We start from the raw sequence: 17,677 nt of genomic DNA on the forward strand, positions 1-17,677 counted from the left end.
GATAGTGAACCACAATAATAGATGGCCAACACTATTCAAGCACCTCTCTATCGATCGTAGAGTTTGATGGTGTAACAGAAAAAGGCAGATATTCTGGCTCAAGTATCATCACCCTTGCTGCCTTCCCAGTTTCCCAGTGGCATTTTGCAAGGACTCCTCTTTTACAGCGGCGGGACCGCGCGGGATTCACACCCGCTTTCCATTTAACCAATCTATGATTGTACTTCCGCAACATTCATAGTTGGCACCTATTTCTAATTTTAAATTTTCATGCTTCATCATATCTAATATATATGCTTTTGTCATGTTATATTTCTTTTTTGTATAACGGGCAGCTAGAGATAATCCTATTGAATAACCAATTTCTACGAGTAGGGATATTTAAATAATTTCTTTATCCAACTGTGGGGAAAATTAATTTAAATCACTAATTCTTATATGAATTTGCCACAAATTAGTAAGGTACTCGCTGAGTGAATTCTATGTTAGGGTATATTCAGAAAGCGTTTACAAAAATAACAGTGGAGGTGTTCGTGTTCATCTAACCATCAAGTACAGCGTCAAAGCCAGGTCCAAGCATCCTAAATTTATCTCACAAAGGAGAATTCAATGACTACGCGAATCCAGAAATCCTTCTTATCATTGACACTTGTCACCGCTCTTCTGCTCTCTCTGTTCTCATCCATGGCTGCAGCTGCAACTAAGGATGAGCAACAAGCTAAGGCAGCGCCAAAGAGTAAGATCCAATCCTATGTAGACGAAATGCAGCCCGGATGGAACCTCGGTAATACTTTAGATGCTACAGGTGAGGACGAAACCTCCTGGGGCAATCCTCGTGTGACCCAAGAACTTATTAAAAAGATCGCCGCTCAAGGCTATAAAAGTATTCGGATTCCTGTGACCTGGGATACTCACATGGGTGCGGCACCAGACTATACCCTAGAAAAAGCCTACCTCGACCGTGTGGAAGAAGTTGTCGGCTGGGCACTGGACGCCAAGCTTTATGTCATGATTAATGTCCATCATGATTCCTGGCTATGGGTAAGCCATATGGAAGAAAAACACGATGAAACGCTGGCGCGTTATAATGCAGCCTGGACTCAAATTGCCGATCGCTTTAAGGACAAATCCGATAAGCTGATGTTCGAGAGCATAAATGAACCTCGGTTCACCGATGGTGGAAGCACAGACGAAGCAAAAATGGAGCAAATGCTTACTGAACTCAATAACTCCTTCTATCAGATCGTGCGGAAATCCGGTGGGAAAAACGACCTCCGCCCACTTGTATTACCTTCATTAGAGTCTTCACCTACACAAACAAGAATGGATCATCTCTATAAGACGATTACGGCTCTAAACGATCCGAATATTATTGCGACCGTTCACTTCTATGGCTTCTGGCCTTTTAGTGTGAACATTGCCGGTTACACCACATTTGAAAAAGATACAAAAAACGATATCACTCAAACTTTTGATAACGTTTACAATACATTTGTAGCTAAAGGCATCCCTGTCATCGTCGGCGAATTTGGTTTATTAGGTTTCGATAAAGACACGGGTGTGATTGAACAGGGCGAGAAGCTTAAATTCTTCGAGTATCTGACTTATTATTTGAAAGAAAAGAAAATGACTTCCATGCTCTGGGATAACGGGCAGCATTTCAACCGTAAAACTTATAAGTGGTCTGATCCTGAACTCCACAATGTATTAATGTCTGGTCTGAAGGAGCGTTCCTCCAGCACCGAAAGCGATTTGGTCTACCTAAAAAAAGGTGCACAAATCAAAGATACCAAGGTTAAGCTAAACCTGAACGGTAATAAGCTAACCACCATTAGTGCCAACGGAAAATATCTGACCAAAGGTAAAGATTACACATTAAATGGTGAGGAGCTCATCCTCAAAGCCAGCCAACTCAAAAAGCTCACAGCTTCCCAAAAATACGGTGAAAATGCCGTACTGACTCTGAAATTCAACAAGGGTGTTGCGTGGAGACTTAAGGTGATTGTGTATGACACAGCTAAATTAAGCGATGCAAAAGGCACGACTGAATCCTTTGCCATTCCGACCACCTTTAATGGTAACCAGCTTGCCACAATGGAAGCTGTATATACCGCTGGTGGCAATGCAGGTCCGCAGGACTGGACTCCATTTAAGGAATTCGGCAATACCTTCTCACCTTCTTATAACACTAAAGAAATCAAGCTGCTTCCCGCGTTCTTTAAAGATGTTAAAGACGGCGAGGTTATCCTAAAATTCCACTTCTGGAATGGTGATATCATCACCTACAAGATCACGAAGAGCGGAGCAAACGTTGTAGGAAAGTCCTCTTAAGCATCTGTCCTGTTAACAACACAAATAGGGGTGTCCCTACGCGGGAACACCCCTATTTGTATTGTACCCATCACATATAAACCTCGTCATACGAAATTATCATCAACCGATAAATTAAATAAACGCCAAGATAGGCTCCGGTAATAAGAAACATTGGATTTAAAAATATCGCATGGATCGAGGTCATAAATACAGCATGATCCCTTAATATTTCGTAAATCGCCAAAGCGGAAATATTTCCAAAGATAATCGCACTTAAGACCGAAGCAACATTAAATACCATACGCCACTTTATCGATTTACCTTGTAACATCAGCATGACAATGGGAACAATAATACTACCAAGTACGATTAGAAATTTCATCCAGTCACCTCGGTAAATTTTTAATCGTCCAGTTCCACGCTTTCGATTTGTCCGTCTGCATTTACCGTCCACTCGATTTCAACGCCATTATTTAATCCGAGCTTGTCTTCATCTTCAATGACTATATGATCAGGAATCGTTAAGGTTTGCTCTTTACCGCCCTCCACTTGAACGGTAATCTGTTTATCCTTAACCGCAGTGATCCTTCCGTCATATTCAATCTGCTGCAAAACATTCTTTTGATTCTGATCTGTAATGGTAACCCGCTTGCCACCGTCGCTTAACAGTTCAACCTTTTTATGATAGCTATCTTTTAACGAAACATCCTTGATAACTCTCTGAATGCTCACTCCCTCTGGAAGTTCCCCAGTATTTGAACCGGGTGACGCAGATTGTTCTGTTGCGTTATTCGTAGGCGCAGGTGTAGTAGCTTCTGCAGAAGGTGCTGTGGTTTCTACTTGAGCCGTTGGAGTAGCCACTTGAGTCTCATCCGCTGCTTTAGTGCATCCACTTAACAATACCGTACATGCACAAATACAACAAAGAATTGTAGCCCTGGTAAAACGTTGTGTTGTTTCTTTATTCGATCTCATCTTTTACCCCCGCATTTTAATGTATTCTTTTTTATATAGTGGACATAGTTTTACCTCTTATCTTCCTTTTATTCACCAGAATATGGCCATCTGAAAGCAGCAGTTGAGTAACAATTCATGAACATGTCAAAAAACCGCCCTGATTTAGATCAGTAGCGGTCTCCATGAAATGATGAGATAAATAAGATCATATTAATTTACAATATGTGTGTGCCAGCCTGTTGACTCATCGCAGCTTTCATATTTTCCGGATTAGTAATGATAACTCTACGTCCCTCCTTTTTCAAAAAGCTAAGACTTGCTTCAATTTTAGGCTGCATACTTCCAGCAGGAAAATGACCCTGCTCCGCATATACCAACATTTCTGCCGCTGTAACTTCTTCAAGAGCCTTCTGCTCAGGCGTACCGAAATTCACACATACCTGAGGAACTCCTGTTGTAATGATCAGCGATTCTGCATCGATCTGTTCGGCCAACAGACTTGTAGCAAAATCTTTGTCAATGACCGCATCGATACCTTCGTAGGTATTATTTTCGGTTTTGATCACAGGAATCCCGCCTCCGCCAACAGCGATCACCACATAACCCGTCTCAATGAGTGATTTAATGACGTCTTTTTCAACGATATCAATCGGCTTAGGCGATGGAACAACACGGCGGTAACCACGACCTGAATCCTCAATGATGACCCAATCTGGCTTGGCACGCTTCATCTCCTCTGCTTGCTCAAGCGTGAAGAAGGAGCCCACTGGTTTCGAGGGAGACTGAAAATTCGGATCATTTTTGCTAACCTCGACCTGAGTAATAACTGTGGCAACCTTTTTGTCTAATCTGCGGTGAATGAATTCATTTGTTAAGGCCTGCTGAATTAAATAGCCTATGCCCCCTTGCGTGCCCGCCACGCAATTGACCAGCGGAGTAACATCCATTCCAGTGACTTCCGAAGCCACCTCGCTTCGTCTCAGCTCGAATCCAACCTGTGGACCGTTGCCGTGAGTAACCACCACATCGTTGCCTGCTTGCACCAGATCAGCGATATTGACAGCAATTTCACGTACTGCCTCAGATTGATCCTCTATAGAATCGCGGCCATTGTCTTTCACCAATGAATTACCGCCAATGGCTACAACTATAAATTTACTCATTCCATTCCTCCTGACGGATCAGTTGATCCTCATTGATTAGCGTTTAAGGGCCAGCTGAAATTGTTCCTTCGCGGAGTGAAAATCCGGATTGGCAGGATTATAGCTGATAGCAATATCTATTTCTTGAATGGCCATTTCATGATCACCAAGTAAACCAAGTGACTGAGCCTTATGATGATGATATAAAGGATTGCTCGGATCGTTAGCAATTGCGTTCTCAATCGCCTCAACTGCCTCTTGATGCCGGCCAAGTGATCTCAAGCTGTTCGCCTTATGGAACGAGAAATCATACCGGGCAGGCTGCTGTTCCAGAAGCTGATCCATAACTTTGACCGCTTCCTCATGCCTGCCCAACTCTCTTAAATAATTGGATTTATGATAGCGGAAGAAGCTTTCGCCAGGATCGCGTTCTATCGCTTTGTCATACTCTGCTAATGCTTGCTCGGATCGCTTCATCATTCGGTAGGCATTTGCGGTATAGAAATAGAAATCAAGGTCATCCGGATCAATAGTAAGTGCCTGTTGATAAGCTGCCAGAGCTTCGTCATATCTCCCGAGTTCCCCTAAGAAGTATCCTTTATAGTAATAGAAATCTGAATTATTACTGTCCACTTGCATTGCATGTTCCATAACCAAACTTGCTTTCCGGAAATCCTCTGCCCGAGCTAGCTCTTGAGCGCTTTGAATACTTGGATGAATCGTTAGCTTTTCTTTATTGAGAATACGGATGACCCTCTCCTGACCCAGCTCTTCTGCATGCTGCAACGATGATTTTCCGTCACGATCCGGCAAATGAACATCCGCTCCAGCATCCACCAACAACTGAATAATATCGGAGTATAAACGGCCACCATTCCCGAGAATTACTGCCTCCAGCAAGGCAGACCATCCCAGATTGTTCATATGGTTAACTGCAACACCTGCTTCCAAGCATTTCTGAACAGTTCTTAGATACCCCTTCTCGCTGGAGGGAAGCAGTGTAGTTCCCCCAAAACGATTTACACTGGTTGTATCCGCACCTGCGGCAAGAGTTAAAGACAGAATCTCATGAAATCCATTGGCACCGGCACACAGGTAGGGTGATAACATAGTGATATCTCTTGCATTCACATCACTGCCTGCTTCAATCAGCTTTTGAGCGAGAGGAATATGATTTTTTTGCGTTGCCGCCATCAGCGCAGTACGACCACTGGCATCCTTATGATGAACATCGGCACCACGAGCCAAAAGCTGTTCTACGGCAGCTAAATCCCCGCGATCCGCTGCTTGAATTAAATCTTCTGACAGAGTTTGATTAGTCATGGCTTAGCTCTCCTATTTCTTTTTATCAATTATTTATTCGGATTGCAGCTTGTTCGCTGGGTCACGAAGGTCTGAAAAATGCTTATAAACAAATAATCCTGCCACCATCAAGTAGGCGTATACGAACGGCATAAGTGAAGCTTGAGCAAATCCAACAGTCGGCGCGTGAATGATTCCAAATAAAGATAGGCCAGAAGCGATTACAGCAAAGACAGCAGCCCGCAGTGGTTTATTCAGGATAGAGAAAATAGTGATGGAGCCCCAAATCAAGCTGCTAAGCGGTGCACCATTTCCTAAATGCATCAGGCCGTTGTAATAAACCCCTTTGCTTAATAAGAGATCAATCCCCACCTTGGAAGCCGAAGTTTCAGCCGCATTAAAAATGTTGTTCGCAAGCGTTAAAGCCCAGTTGGCGATCCATGGGAACAAGGTGATAAAGATAACGGGCACTTCATTTTTAGGTGTCTCTCGAACCACCTGATTCGCCGTAACGACCCCGACATAGACCAGAATCGGAACAATCGCCACAACAGGTATGATAGACAACAGCAGTGCTCCTATGCCAAAGAGACAAATAATTAACATGGAGAAACCAGAAGCTATGGTATAACCAAGTCCAGCCCCAATAGATTTCCAGCCTGCATGACCAATATACACAGTTACTGGGAACGGATTACCTGTGAAAGCACCAATACTTGAAGCAACCCCATTCGTTAGCATAACGTTACGAGTGTTATAAGGGTCTCCGGCAGCATGTGCGCTCTCAATATTTTCAAGGTCAAAAATATAATTGGCCAGTCCCAATGGAATTGCAGAAGCCAGGTATGGCAAGGCATGCGGAATCCCTTGAATTAAGCTGGTAATATGCACCTCTGGTGGATTAAACCCCAGGGTTGAAAGAGCCGTTGTGATCGCTTCTGGATTCTGCAAACCAAATATCCAAGCCAGCGCGGTTCCAGCAATCAGCAGCAGAAATCCTGTAGGAATTTTTTTGAATATCGGCGATTTGCCAAACCAGTTAATAAAGATGATCACAAGTACAACAAAAGCAACCACAGGTGTTTCAAAGGATTGCAGCATCGGGTTCATGGCCAGCAATAACAATCCAAGTCCAGATAAACAAGATAAAAGTACGGTTCTTGGAATAACCTTGCGCAGCACATCTCCCAGAAATGAGCCGACAATAAGGATCAAGGCTTCGAACAAACACCATACGAGACCAATTTGCAGCGCAAATGATGCATCATTGGTTTCTCTAAATACGGGAATTAACACTAGAAAAGTTACTGTAAAAATCGATGGAGCACTAGGCCCTGAAGGTAATGCGGTTATATCCGTTCGGCCTGTTTTTTTGGCTAGCTGATATCCAAACCAGCCATAAGCAATACTTGCGATAAAAATCGCGAGTCCAAACGCAGGAACGACTCTGCCGTAAACCATACCTTCCGGAAATCCTACTACAAAAATTAACAATGAAATCATCGTAAGCAGATTGGTTAAATTGTTAGCAAGCAGCCCGAAAAACGCGGCCCAATCTCCCTTTTTCCAGAACATCTTCATAAATACTTGATCCATAATAAATCTCCCCCTAGATCGTTAGCGCTTACATACCAATGGCTTATGAAGCCCTCAGACCCTTGAATAGGCCTGAAGGGCGGGTGGTTCTATGAATGCATGCTCTGGCTAAAAGCGAGAATGGCTTGCTCGAAACACTCGATTGGAGGATGAGTGATTCCGGCTCCAATCATTCCGATGCCTGGATCCTTATGGGCAATAGCCGTGTTGATCACTGGCATAATGCTGGTTTGACCCACTTTACGAATATCGATTCCAGTAGGAATTCCGCGGAAGTTCAACAAAGGAATCGTCACATTTGGATTCTCCGTTGTAGTGATTTCCTTCATTTTGACAGAATAGTTCATGGCATCATCTACGGTTCCCCCAACTAATGCTACAATCGCCGGCGCGGTTGCCATGGCGAAGCCACCTATACCATACGTTTCGGTAATCGCACTATCTCCGATATCGAGTCCCGAGTCTTCCGGCTTATACCCTGCAAACATCGGTCCGACAACCTTTTGCGCAGGACCGGTAAACCAGGTATTGCCTGGCATTCCACTGACACGAATACCAAATTCCACGCCATTGCGGGCCATCGTTGTTACGATGGTGCTATGCTCGATGCCATGGGCAGCATCAAGTGCACATTTACAAAGAGCCATCCAAGTTGGTCCGGAGAAATAATCACTCATTGCCACAAAGTCGAACACTTCGATTTTCTGCTCATTAGTAAAATCTGTTCTCAGGATAAGCGGCGTTAATGCCTGAATCAAAAGAGTCGTTCCAGCGTTGTTGCGGTTATGGCATTCATCTCCCATATGGAGCGCCTGTGATAACATGAGCCGCAGATCAATGCCGTTCTCAGAGAACTTCATCGCCTCACGCAGCATCGGTCCAAGCACATCTCTCATCCAGATCAAACGGGCAACGACCGTTTCATCGTTTGCACCCATCCGCAAGATTTTCGACAGTTGCTCACTAAGGTTCGTATAAGCGATGTTGCCATACGTTTTATTCTCTACAATGTGCATAAACATAGAGGCTGAGGTTACTCCTGCCATGGAACCCACACAATTATGCTCGTGACAAGGGGAGAACGTAATCTCACCTGATGCCGCTAGTTCGGCAGCTTCATCGAGATCCTTCGCCAAGCCCTCAAAGACCAAAGCGCCGGTAACTGCACCTTTCATGGGACCACTCATCTTATCCCAAGTAATCGGAGGTCCTGCATGTAATATCGTAGTCTTAGTCATCCCTGGTACGACGTTGATCGCTTGGTCAAAACCAACCAATACCGGTTGTGAATTCACGATTCGCTCTACAGCCAGCTTGTTGGCAGCCTCAATCTTTGCAGCAATCCCCTCTTGCTCTAACGCATCCAGTGCGGCAATTAATTCGGGCTTACCTCCACCAGGTGGCTTCCATTCCAGATGGGTTACGTTGCCTTTTTGCTTCAGGATATCATCCTTGAACATTTCTAGGCCGACATTGATAACGTGAAGTTCACTCTTAAATAACTCATTAATTCTGCTCATGTTATACTCCCTTCTCTACAAAACCTCTGGCAAGAAGTCCTGCATTCGTATTACTGCTTGCATAGGTAACGCCCGCGGATACCAGCTTATCAAGCTGTTCTTGGACGGAAGGTGTATCCAGATCGGTTCCAAGTACATAGCCGACGATCTCCAAATGTCTGCCTTCTTGTTCCGCTGCTTGCTTAGCCTCAATAATTGCAGGCACCATAACACCTACTGGATCCTCATGTGATCCATAGCCTAATACAAAATCCATAATGATCACGCCCACCGCCGGGTCCTTCGCTTCCTGCTTGAATCTGGCAATCCGTGAAGAAGGATCAATCATCGGATGTGGTTTGCCGTTAGTGAACCCATCATCCCCAAAGTCAATAAACGTATGCGCTTGGCTGATATGGATATCACCCAGCTGATATTCTGGATCTTTTGGAATGTTGCTATAGACATCGTCGTATTTCTCCATCGCTAGATACATTGCTTCATCACATAAAGTACCGCCGCAGAATAACCCACGAATATACTTCTGTTCTGGCTTCAGCTTGACCTTAATCTCTTCAATCAGCGGAAGGTTTAGCGGATGCTTGTTAATTTGGCTCTCATCGATGCCGGATAGAATTACCGCCTTTAGCGCGGCTTCTTTGGTTGTTTTGGCAAAATGCCCACCTGCCTCCAGAACAGCTTCCTCCGTTCCTCCGATAAAGCAGACTACGACAGGCTTATGCATATTTTTGATTTCATTCAGCACTTTTTGTTCCACACTTTTAGCTGGGGGCTTGGAAATCAACACAATGACCTTAGTGGCTTCGTCTTCGTTAAGCGCTTTCATAGCATCAAGCATCATTACTCCGCCGACACGTTCACTTAGGTCTCTGCCGCCTGTGCCAATCAACTGTGAGATGCCTCCGCCAAAATCGTGAATCCGCACGCTGATTTCCTGACTTCCTGTGCCGGATGCACCCACGATGCCGATATTGCCTTTACGAACTTTATTGGCAAAACATAAGGCCATATTTCCAATGATCGCGGTTCCGCAATCCGGCCCCATCATCAGTAATCCACGCTCATGTGCTATTTTTTTTAATTCAATTTCGTCTTCTACGCTTACGTTGTCACTGAACATCATGACATGGAGATTATTCTCCAGCGCTTTTCTTGCTTCTCTGGCTGCAAACGCTCCGTTGACTGAAATCACTGCAAGATTAGCTGCTGTCCTATTCTTCACTGCCGACTCAATTGTTGGATATTTAAGCTCTGTACCGCCAACTGCACTGTCTTTTTTAATAAACAGCTCTTCGATTGCTCCAAAGGCAACTTCAGCCAGCTCAGGGGATGCTGCTTTGATTACGATCATCAGGTCACTATTCTTAGCTTCCTCTAGCTCAAGGGTTATCAGCCCTACATTCGCTAATACCTCTTTATTCATTTGAGTAGCCATTGCGATAAAAGCTTGTTCGACACCCTCTATTTGATTCGCTTTGGTCGACAACGACATGAGCGAGACGGAATCAAAGTATGTGTTTCTTTTAATTACTATTTTAGTCGACATATCTTACCTCCAACGTTGTTCTAGATTAAGATCCAAACCGCTAATGATCCCCAAGGCAATATCTGTTCCGGAAGAAGAACCTATATCCAGCACTGCCGATAAGCCAAGAAGCATATTTTCCTTACTCTCATACATGAGCGAATGCAGCATCTGACCCATTGACTCTCTCACCTGACCCCAAGCCGCTTTTTTCAGAGCCATATAGCTTATTTCATTCGTTAATTCAGCTGCTTCGTTCACGACTTCCCTGCACCACGGCTGGTATTTACTAATAGGACTCTGAGGCAGATGGATCACAGCAAACAATCCAACTAAAAAATCATCTCCCGACGGAGTCAGACCTGGGCCTAATCCCATTAGTCGAATTGCATAAAAAGCAGCATCTTCCATGCTGTCATTCGCCAAGGCATTCAGAAGACCTGAAGATCGCTCTTCCAGCAGCCGCATCGTTTCTCTCTCAAAGCAGCTAGAACCCGCAAACTGCTTCATACCGCCTGGTTTTCCATAGCTATTGATATAAGCTTTTGCCACAGCCAAATTATCTCTTAGCGTCTTTACTTCTTTTGGAAAAATAGATAGAGAGCTCTGCCAAACTGTCAGTTCCTTGATCGATATTGAAAGCTTAGTGCCAATATATAATTGATCATTCTCCGCAAAAACTTCTTCTCCCACAACCAGTCCAAGAACCGAAAAACTACTAACCTCTGTAATCAAAGTATTAGGCGCATTATCTACCCTACTGCTCGCAATGGTATATAATTCATCAGTTGCCTTGCACCTTACATTTATCGTCCGCTCAAATATGCTGTGTATATTTCCGAAAAATCTTGATTCTCGAATCCGATGAAAGAACGCGCTATCACTGGATATCCCAGCTTTTAAATAAGAGGTACACTTGCTCTGAGAATACTCCGTTTGATCGCCCCCTTGAGAAGGAAGTAGATAATGGTTTGGTCACTTATTGTCAGGTTATCCTATATAGAAAGCGTTCTCATAAAAAAACCGTAACGGTTGATGATGAATGATAGAAGATGTTACACTCAGTTCATAAAATTCCAAGAATGATAAAGATTGAGTTGCTTTCTGTGTGAAAAAGGATATTTTTGTGAAATATATCACAGTTTAACGGTTAAACGTTACCTGACACCCTTATTGTAGTCCTCCGTACACTGGGGGTCATCATACAAGAACACTAAAAACAACAAGTAATCACTATGCACATTGCACAATGGGTGATGATGAGAGGTGTGAATTGATGCTAACGATAAAAGATATCTTACAAATCAAATCCATCGAAGGCATAAAGATCGTTGCGGGGCATTCTGGCCTAAACAATCAAATCTCTGTAGTTAATATCATCGAGAATCCGGACGTATTTGACTGGCTGACCTCGAACGAGCTGCTTTTATCCACCGGATATATCTTCAAAGACAGCACAGAGCTGCAGAACAAATTCATTCATGAGCTGGTGGAGAATAACTGTGCAGGACTCTGCATCAAAATGAAGCGATATTTCGATGCTATCCCGCAGAACATGATCGAGCTTGCTGATAAGCATGGACTTCCGCTACTGGAGCTCCCTTTTGAATACACCTTGTCCAGAGTCATTGCGATCATTAACGAAAAGACCAACGCGGATTACGATGCAGTGAACCGACGCTCGCTCGACCTTCATAATGCGCTGTTCAAAATCGCACTCGAAGGCGGCGGTATTGAGCAAATATCGGCGGAATTGTCCGACACGATCCATAACCCTGTTCTTATATTAGATAGAGACTGGAACCTACTCTGCTATACAGATCATAAGGATAACCCATCTCCACTTCAGGAATTCCTGCCACTGGTGAAGAACAGGCCTGTTTTTCCAACAGAGTTCACGGTAGCTTTCCCAAAGTATATTACTGAAATCAAAAAATCCATCAAACGCACCTACTATTCTCAGGGTCAGCCGTACAAGTGCTGCATTATGCCGGTTTCTGTATCCAGTAACGCTTACGCGTATATCGTCGTTCTGCAAACGGTACGCAAGCTGGTTGAATTTGACTACACCGCACTAGAGCATGTATCCACGATGCTTGCACTGGACCGGATCAAAGCCAAGGAAATCGAAGAGGTAAAGCATAAAATTAGGCAGGACTTCTTCGACGACTTATTAGCTGGCAATATTACTTCAACAGAAACACTGCATTCCCTATCTGCTATGCATGGGCTTAAAGTTAACTATGCGTATTACTGTACAGTTATCCATATTGAAGCTACACAGCTGGAAAACTACACGGACATGGTTTATAGAAAATATGAAATGGAGCATATGGTCAAAAAATGTGTCAATTTGATCTATGGCTTGTCCAGTAATGCAGGTGGAGAGCTAATCTGTTACTATCGCAATCAGCAAATCATCATCTTGATCGGCAAAAATGAAAATAAACCGCCAATTTCCGTAAGCGATACGAAAGCCTTTGCTCAAGAGGTGCTGCAGTTGCTGGCTCAGGAAATGACTAAAAATCATTTTCTCATCGGCATTGGCAGTCAGTATAAGACACTTGCTTCGCTCCATCGAAGCTTCTTCGAGGCCCAGGAAGCTATGCGGCTCATGCAGCGGTTTAATAAAGACAGCCGGAGCATTGCTCACTTCGAGGATTATTCTGTCTATCATTTTCTGGATTCCAACATTAAGCCTACGGAAATGGAGACATTCTTTAACAAAGTTCTGGGAGGCATTCATGAACATGACCAGACGATGAACACGAGATTCATGTCTACCTTGGAGTATTATTTTATGTACAATCAGAATGTAACCGAAGCCGCCAAAGCGATGTTTATTCACCGCAACACCTTTATTTACCGGATTGATAAAATCAAAGATTTGCTAAATATAGATCTGAAAAACTCTGATGAGTTATTCGAGATTCAACTGGCACTTAACCTCTATCGATTGCTGCAAAGGGGTTAAAATAACGAAGGGTATTCCCGGCAACCATTACTCTAGTTGCACTGGAATACCCTTTTTTTCATAACATCATAGCCCGTCCATATCTTGCTAAATATTCTTCCTTCTCCTTATAATCCGGCATTAGGCTTCCAACCCGTCGCCAAAAGGAGCGATCATGGTTCATATGCAGCAAATGACATAACTCATGGATGATCACATAATCGATAACCTCCACGGGAGCCATGGCCAGACGATAGTTAAAGGTTAGTTTTTTATCGGAGCTGCAGCTTCCCCATTTGGTCCTGGACTCTACAATCTCGATACTCTTAGGTTTTACTCTAAGCTGCGTCTGGTACCTAGTGATCCGCTCTCCTATAAGCTTCTTGCAGCTAGAGAAATAGAACTTTTTCAGCTTTAACTGAAGTTGTTCTTCACTTAGCTCCGCTGTCTCTATAAGCTCATGCAGAGAATAATATTTGCCTAGATACAGGAACTTTCCTTCATCTTCGTACGCTCTGATCATCTTTGGCGTTTCACGAGCCGCTTCGAGACTTTGCAGCTTCTCCACAATCATTTTGCCATTACGCTCAACCACACTTTTAATCGTCTCTTCAGATGTTTTCTTAGGTACCTTGAGTGTTATGCGCCCTGACGAATCTATATGAATGGAGATTTTTTTCCCGTTTCCATATTGAACATTAAACTCGATCACCTGATTGTCGTAATCAATCTTCATACCCACCATCGTTTCTATAAGATTATTCGCAATAAAAAAGAAGAACGCACCTAGGCGTTCTCCTATTTTAACACGATTCCTCAATACACCGGATATCCCGCTACAAACATTGCCAAGTAAAGTATACTACCCACAACAGATATAACAGTGAGTGCAACATCCTTCGGCTTTTCATTAGTGAGCGCAACGGCAGCAAAAGCTAGCGGAAAGGCAACAAGCAAATAACGCGGGGCTGACAGCAGCCAGGTAGCTCCCACTACGAAAGCAAAATACACGATAAAATAAGCAGTGTAGGATGGCCGTAGTTTTCTTGCTCCCATAAACATGATAATTAGTGCTGAGAATATAGCGATTAAATTGGGCAGCCACATGCCGAGAAAAGAACGGCTATCTCCACTTTTAAAGGTGCCCACCGCATATTCCATCTGATATCTTACGGTATCGAAAAAGAGATAGAACTTCTGTGACCAATGCTCCCTCTGGTAAATACTGAACTGAAAAGCATTTCCCGTAACATAGTAGTTGATGTAAAGATAAGCCAGCAAACCCATCGATATGATAGCAAGACAACCAATGGCGGTGATCAGCTTATGTATAAACGCTTTTTTATCTAGTAATTTATAATTCCCTATAAGATCCCGTGCTAATTCAATCGCAACCGGTACAATCAACAGCACCCCTGGAGAACGCGTATACGCTGCGAGTGCACCGCATAAACATCCGATGAGCCATTCTTTTTTTCTCACAAAATATAAACACAGCAGCGATAAGGCCAGAAATAGAGATTCGGTCATTGGGATGAAGAAAAAGAACGCAGCCGGAAATATAAAAATATACTTCACTACTCGCATAGCACTCTTTCGATGCATGTCTAGTGAGGCAAGCTCATAGGCGACCAAGGCAGCAACAAGCGAGCAAATATTAGAAACGATAAATCCAGCGACGAGATAATTCCCTACGAATACCTGAACTACTTTAATTAGATTTGGAAAAAAAGGAAAAAACACAATATGGTATTTCGGATCTCCCTCCGTCACATACCAATTCTCCGCGATGCCCAAATAATGTGAAGCGTCGATCCCTGATATATGCCAGGTCTCAGCTATTTTGCTAAACAAACCACCGGAATAGCCATTCTGTATGATCAAAAATATATAACCGATAAACATAAGCAAGACCCGACTAGCCACTACCCAGCCGATAATATATAGCCAAGCCTGCTTTCTGTCCCGTGTTTTATTTTCCAGAGTTACTTCAGGTGCTGGATTTGTCAGAACAAAATCTGTCAAAACAGGTATAGTGCGGAGTCCCAATAATATAAAAAGTACGAAACAGGCCACGGAAGCAAGGGTACCCATCATAGTCCAACTAGTGGTCGAGTTTACCCAGAAAATAGCCGTCACCATCATAATGAACATGAAGATGAAGGAAATGATTTTGTCGTGCTTTTTCATTTGAACCTCCAGAGATAAATTCTTACAATAATCTAGTTAAAAAAGGAAAATATTACGCATAGAAATATAATAGTCTCTGGAAATTTTTTTGTAAATCATTTCTTAGATCATCATAGATTCTAAAAAAGCCTATGCACTGAAATGCATAGACTGTATGTATAGCACTATTTTAACAACTCTAACACGCCTTGAGGCTGTTGATTAGCTTGAGCCAACATGGCTTGTGATGCTTGAGATAAGACATTGTATTTGGTAAGCTTCATCATTTCCTTTGCCATATCCACATCTCTTATTCGTGATTCAGCTGCTGTTAAGTTTACTTCGTAATTGGTTAGGTTATTATGGATATGTTCTAATGCATTTTGATACGCGCCGTACATTGAACGCTTAGATGAAACGGTATTTATAGCCTTGTCTATTTTCGAAATCGCTAATTCGGCACCTTGTCTAGTTGAAAGATCTATATCCGCAATTCCCAGAGCAGTAGTTCTAGCATCTGTTAATTTAACAGCGAAGTTATCCCCAGAGTTTGCTCCCACCTGAAGGTTTACTGTTTTGTAATCATATGTGGTACCAGGGTTTGATCCGTAAGATACATTGAAATTGGTTATTCCAGTTGTAGTTGAAAAAGTGTAACTTCCGTCATCATTACTAATAATGTTATTTAATCTATCCGTAGAGCCCCCACCATTTAGATTAACATTAGCCAATTCATTTCCCTGTGGATCAAAAATGGAAAGACGATAATTATTATCTACTATTCCTCCAACGATGTAATTCCCATCTTTCATTTCTGTAATGCTAGTAAGTTGACTGGAGTTGGAAGTTTCATTTGATATATTCTTCTCCCACAATACGTTTCCACTACTGTCTAGTTTATAGATTAATCCACTAGTTTTAGTAGAGTCGTTATAAGAACCAACAATTATGGCCCCTCCATCACTGGTTGCGACGGCGCGGTAACCTTCATCATCCCCAGCAGCACCGACTCGTGTGTCCCATAACGGATTTAAGTTACTATCATATTTCACAACCCAGCTTGACTTATCGGTATAAGAACTGTTTAGTTTGAGACTTGATGAACCAATAGCCAAATAACCGCCGTCAGCAGTTTCAATAATAGAATTAAATTCTTCGCTTCCATAGCCAACAGGATTGGATTGTGAAGAACCCGCTATCGAGGTGGATTGTTGCACACCACTACTATTAAATTTAGCCATAAGGCCATCCCAATTTTGAATACCGGAACCCGTCCCTGCCACAATAAAGGAACCGTCACTAGTCTCAATTACTTCATTCCCCATAATGGAGTAGACGCCAGATACCCCTGTACTCCACTGCTCATTCAAATTCCCATCCCATTTGATTATATTTATTCTTTGATCGGAAACTGCCCCTGCTGAGAAATCATTTCCTAATAAAATATAACCACCATCACTAGATTCCTTAATACTATACACATCCATATTAGGAATTGCTTGTGACCAAACCAGATTACCCATACTATCTAATTTGAAAGGATTATTACCGGGAATTCTTATTCCGACATAACCTCCATCCGAAGTCTTAGATAAATCTCTGGCAGGTATGTTAGCTGTCCAATTCGTACTTATATTGCCCTGTACTGGCGTAATATTCGTGTTTACTTCGAGGTCATTATTCAATAAATGAATTCCATTAAATTGAGTGTTATTAGCAATATCATTTATCCCAAGCTTTATCTGCTCAACTTCTTTTTGAATCAATGTTCGATCAAAATTTGTTAAGGTATCACTTGAAGCCTGTATTGCAAGCTCCCGTAGTCTTAGCAGATTAGGATCTTGTATAGTTCCAAGTCCACTCTCAGCAGTCTGAATTAGTGAAATACCATCCTGTGTATTCCTTGCTGCCTGAGACAATCCACGAATCTGTGCTCTCATTTTCTCAGAAATTGCCAATCCTGCAGCATCATCTGCCGCTATATTTATCCGAAGTCCAGAAGATAACCTCTCTTGTGAACTTGTAATAGATTTATTATTTTTATTTAATCTGTTCAAACTATTTAAAGACGTGATGTTGTGACCGATTCGCATTTAATCACCTTTCAATTGTTAGTATCTTCTATATCGGATAGTCCTTAGTAATTTTTTAGGTCAAATTACCCGTGTCTTAAGGCCTCGCCTTAAATTCCTACCGTCCC

At 42.8% G+C, this 17,677-nt stretch carries 13 protein-coding genes and 1 riboswitch; of the genes, 2 read left to right on the forward strand and 11 right to left on the reverse strand.

The features are described 5' to 3' along the window. Window positions 1-66: 66 nt before the first annotated feature. Window positions 67-267: riboswitch (cobalamin riboswitch) on the reverse strand. A 342-nt stretch (window positions 268-609) separates the two neighbouring features. Further along, complete coding sequence (locus MHH49_RS06020; RefSeq protein WP_038568775.1) at window positions 610-2,331, forward strand: cellulase family glycosylhydrolase; 1,722 nt, start codon at window positions 610-612, stop codon at window positions 2,329-2,331. A 70-nt stretch (window positions 2,332-2,401) separates the two neighbouring features. Here the strand turns inward: MHH49_RS06020 and MHH49_RS06025 are convergent, their stop codons facing one another. From MHH49_RS06025 to MHH49_RS06060, 8 genes are all read right to left on the reverse strand, one after another. After that, entirely contained in the window at window positions 2,402-2,695 is a 294-nt protein-coding gene (locus MHH49_RS06025; RefSeq protein WP_036684881.1) for a hypothetical protein, read from the reverse strand. 20 nt (window positions 2,696-2,715) lie between these two features. Further along, on the reverse strand, window positions 2,716-3,288 hold the full coding sequence (locus MHH49_RS06030) for a hypothetical protein (protein ID WP_341138006.1): 573 nt from the start codon (window positions 3,286-3,288) through the stop codon (window positions 2,716-2,718). A gap of 197 nt (window positions 3,289-3,485) precedes the next feature. After that, complete coding sequence (arcC, locus tag MHH49_RS06035) at window positions 3,486-4,433, reverse strand: carbamate kinase (RefSeq protein WP_341138007.1); 948 nt, start codon at window positions 4,431-4,433, stop codon at window positions 3,486-3,488. A 36-nt stretch (window positions 4,434-4,469) separates the two neighbouring features. Further along, window positions 4,470-5,735 (reverse strand): tetratricopeptide repeat protein, encoded by a 1,266-nt coding sequence (locus MHH49_RS06040; RefSeq protein ID WP_063829824.1) that lies wholly within the window; start codon window positions 5,733-5,735, stop codon window positions 4,470-4,472. Window positions 5,736-5,768: 33 nt separating this feature from the next. Then, window positions 5,769-7,310 carry a hypothetical protein gene (locus tag MHH49_RS06045; protein ID WP_036684876.1) on the reverse strand — a complete coding sequence of 514 codons (1,542 nt, stop codon included), beginning with the start codon at window positions 7,308-7,310 and terminating at the stop codon, window positions 5,769-5,771. Window positions 7,311-7,399: 89 nt separating this feature from the next. Further along, window positions 7,400-8,830, reverse strand: coding sequence for a YlbE family protein (locus tag MHH49_RS06050; protein WP_076098692.1), 1,431 nt, complete (start codon window positions 8,828-8,830; stop codon window positions 7,400-7,402). Between the two features lies 1 nt (window position 8,831). After that, entirely contained in the window at window positions 8,832-10,376 is a 1,545-nt protein-coding gene (gene fdrA, locus MHH49_RS06055) for an acyl-CoA synthetase FdrA (RefSeq protein ID WP_341138008.1), read from the reverse strand. A gap of 3 nt (window positions 10,377-10,379) precedes the next feature. Then, the gene (locus MHH49_RS06060; RefSeq protein WP_081383834.1) at window positions 10,380-11,090 is read right to left on the reverse strand and encodes a DUF2877 domain-containing protein; all 711 of its coding nucleotides are present in this window, start codon (window positions 11,088-11,090) and stop codon (window positions 10,380-10,382) included. 541 nt (window positions 11,091-11,631) lie between these two features. On the opposite strand from MHH49_RS06060, the gene MHH49_RS06065 reads away from it, so the two are divergent. Then, on the forward strand, window positions 11,632-13,329 hold the full coding sequence (locus MHH49_RS06065) for a PucR family transcriptional regulator (RefSeq protein WP_076272152.1): 1,698 nt from the start codon (window positions 11,632-11,634) through the stop codon (window positions 13,327-13,329). 58 nt (window positions 13,330-13,387) lie between these two features. Here the strand turns inward: MHH49_RS06065 and MHH49_RS06070 are convergent, their stop codons facing one another. The 3 genes from MHH49_RS06070 to MHH49_RS06080 all read right to left on the reverse strand — a co-directional run bounded on the left by MHH49_RS06070 (window position 13,388) and on the right by MHH49_RS06080 (window position 17,570). Further along, on the reverse strand, window positions 13,388-14,044 hold the full coding sequence (locus MHH49_RS06070; RefSeq protein ID WP_341138777.1) for a M48 family metallopeptidase: 657 nt from the start codon (window positions 14,042-14,044) through the stop codon (window positions 13,388-13,390). Window positions 14,045-14,124: 80 nt separating this feature from the next. After that, window positions 14,125-15,498 (reverse strand): hypothetical protein, encoded by a 1,374-nt coding sequence (locus MHH49_RS06075; RefSeq protein WP_038568765.1) that lies wholly within the window; start codon window positions 15,496-15,498, stop codon window positions 14,125-14,127. 164 nt (window positions 15,499-15,662) lie between these two features. Beyond that, window positions 15,663-17,570 (reverse strand): flagellin N-terminal helical domain-containing protein, encoded by a 1,908-nt coding sequence (locus tag MHH49_RS06080; RefSeq protein WP_341138009.1) that lies wholly within the window; start codon window positions 17,568-17,570, stop codon window positions 15,663-15,665. Between the last annotated feature and the right edge of the window lie 107 nt (window positions 17,571-17,677).

Source organism: Paenibacillus sp. FSL F4-0122 (assembly GCF_038002845.1).
Taxonomy (GTDB): domain Bacteria; phylum Bacillota; class Bacilli; order Paenibacillales; family Paenibacillaceae; genus Paenibacillus_AQ; species Paenibacillus_AQ odorifer.

What these genes read in the sequence shown, in the direction of transcription:
- MHH49_RS06020 (WP_038568775.1), top strand. Translation starts at nt 610, where the DNA reads ATGACTACGCGAATCCAGAAATCCTTCTTATCATTGACACTTGTCACC.
- MHH49_RS06025 (WP_036684881.1), bottom strand. Translation starts at nt 2,695, where the DNA reads ATGAAATTTCTAATCGTACTTGGTAGTATTATTGTTCCCATTGTCATG.
- MHH49_RS06030 (WP_341138006.1), bottom strand. Translation starts at nt 3,288, where the DNA reads ATGAGATCGAATAAAGAAACAACACAACGTTTTACCAGGGCTACAATT.
- arcC (WP_341138007.1), bottom strand. Translation starts at nt 4,433, where the DNA reads ATGAGTAAATTTATAGTTGTAGCCATTGGCGGTAATTCATTGGTGAAA.
- MHH49_RS06040 (WP_063829824.1), bottom strand. Translation starts at nt 5,735, where the DNA reads ATGACTAATCAAACTCTGTCAGAAGATTTAATTCAAGCAGCGGATCGC.
- MHH49_RS06045 (WP_036684876.1), bottom strand. Translation starts at nt 7,310, where the DNA reads ATGGATCAAGTATTTATGAAGATGTTCTGGAAAAAGGGAGATTGGGCC.
- MHH49_RS06050 (WP_076098692.1), bottom strand. Translation starts at nt 8,830, where the DNA reads ATGAGCAGAATTAATGAGTTATTTAAGAGTGAACTTCACGTTATCAAT.
- fdrA (WP_341138008.1), bottom strand. Translation starts at nt 10,376, where the DNA reads ATGTCGACTAAAATAGTAATTAAAAGAAACACATACTTTGATTCCGTC.
- MHH49_RS06065 (WP_076272152.1), top strand. Translation starts at nt 11,632, where the DNA reads ATGCTAACGATAAAAGATATCTTACAAATCAAATCCATCGAAGGCATA.
- MHH49_RS06070 (WP_341138777.1), bottom strand. Translation starts at nt 14,044, where the DNA reads ATGAAGATTGATTACGACAATCAGGTGATCGAGTTTAATGTTCAATAT.
- MHH49_RS06075 (WP_038568765.1), bottom strand. Translation starts at nt 15,498, where the DNA reads ATGAAAAAGCACGACAAAATCATTTCCTTCATCTTCATGTTCATTATG.
- MHH49_RS06080 (WP_341138009.1), bottom strand. Translation starts at nt 17,570, where the DNA reads ATGCGAATCGGTCACAACATCACGTCTTTAAATAGTTTGAACAGATTA.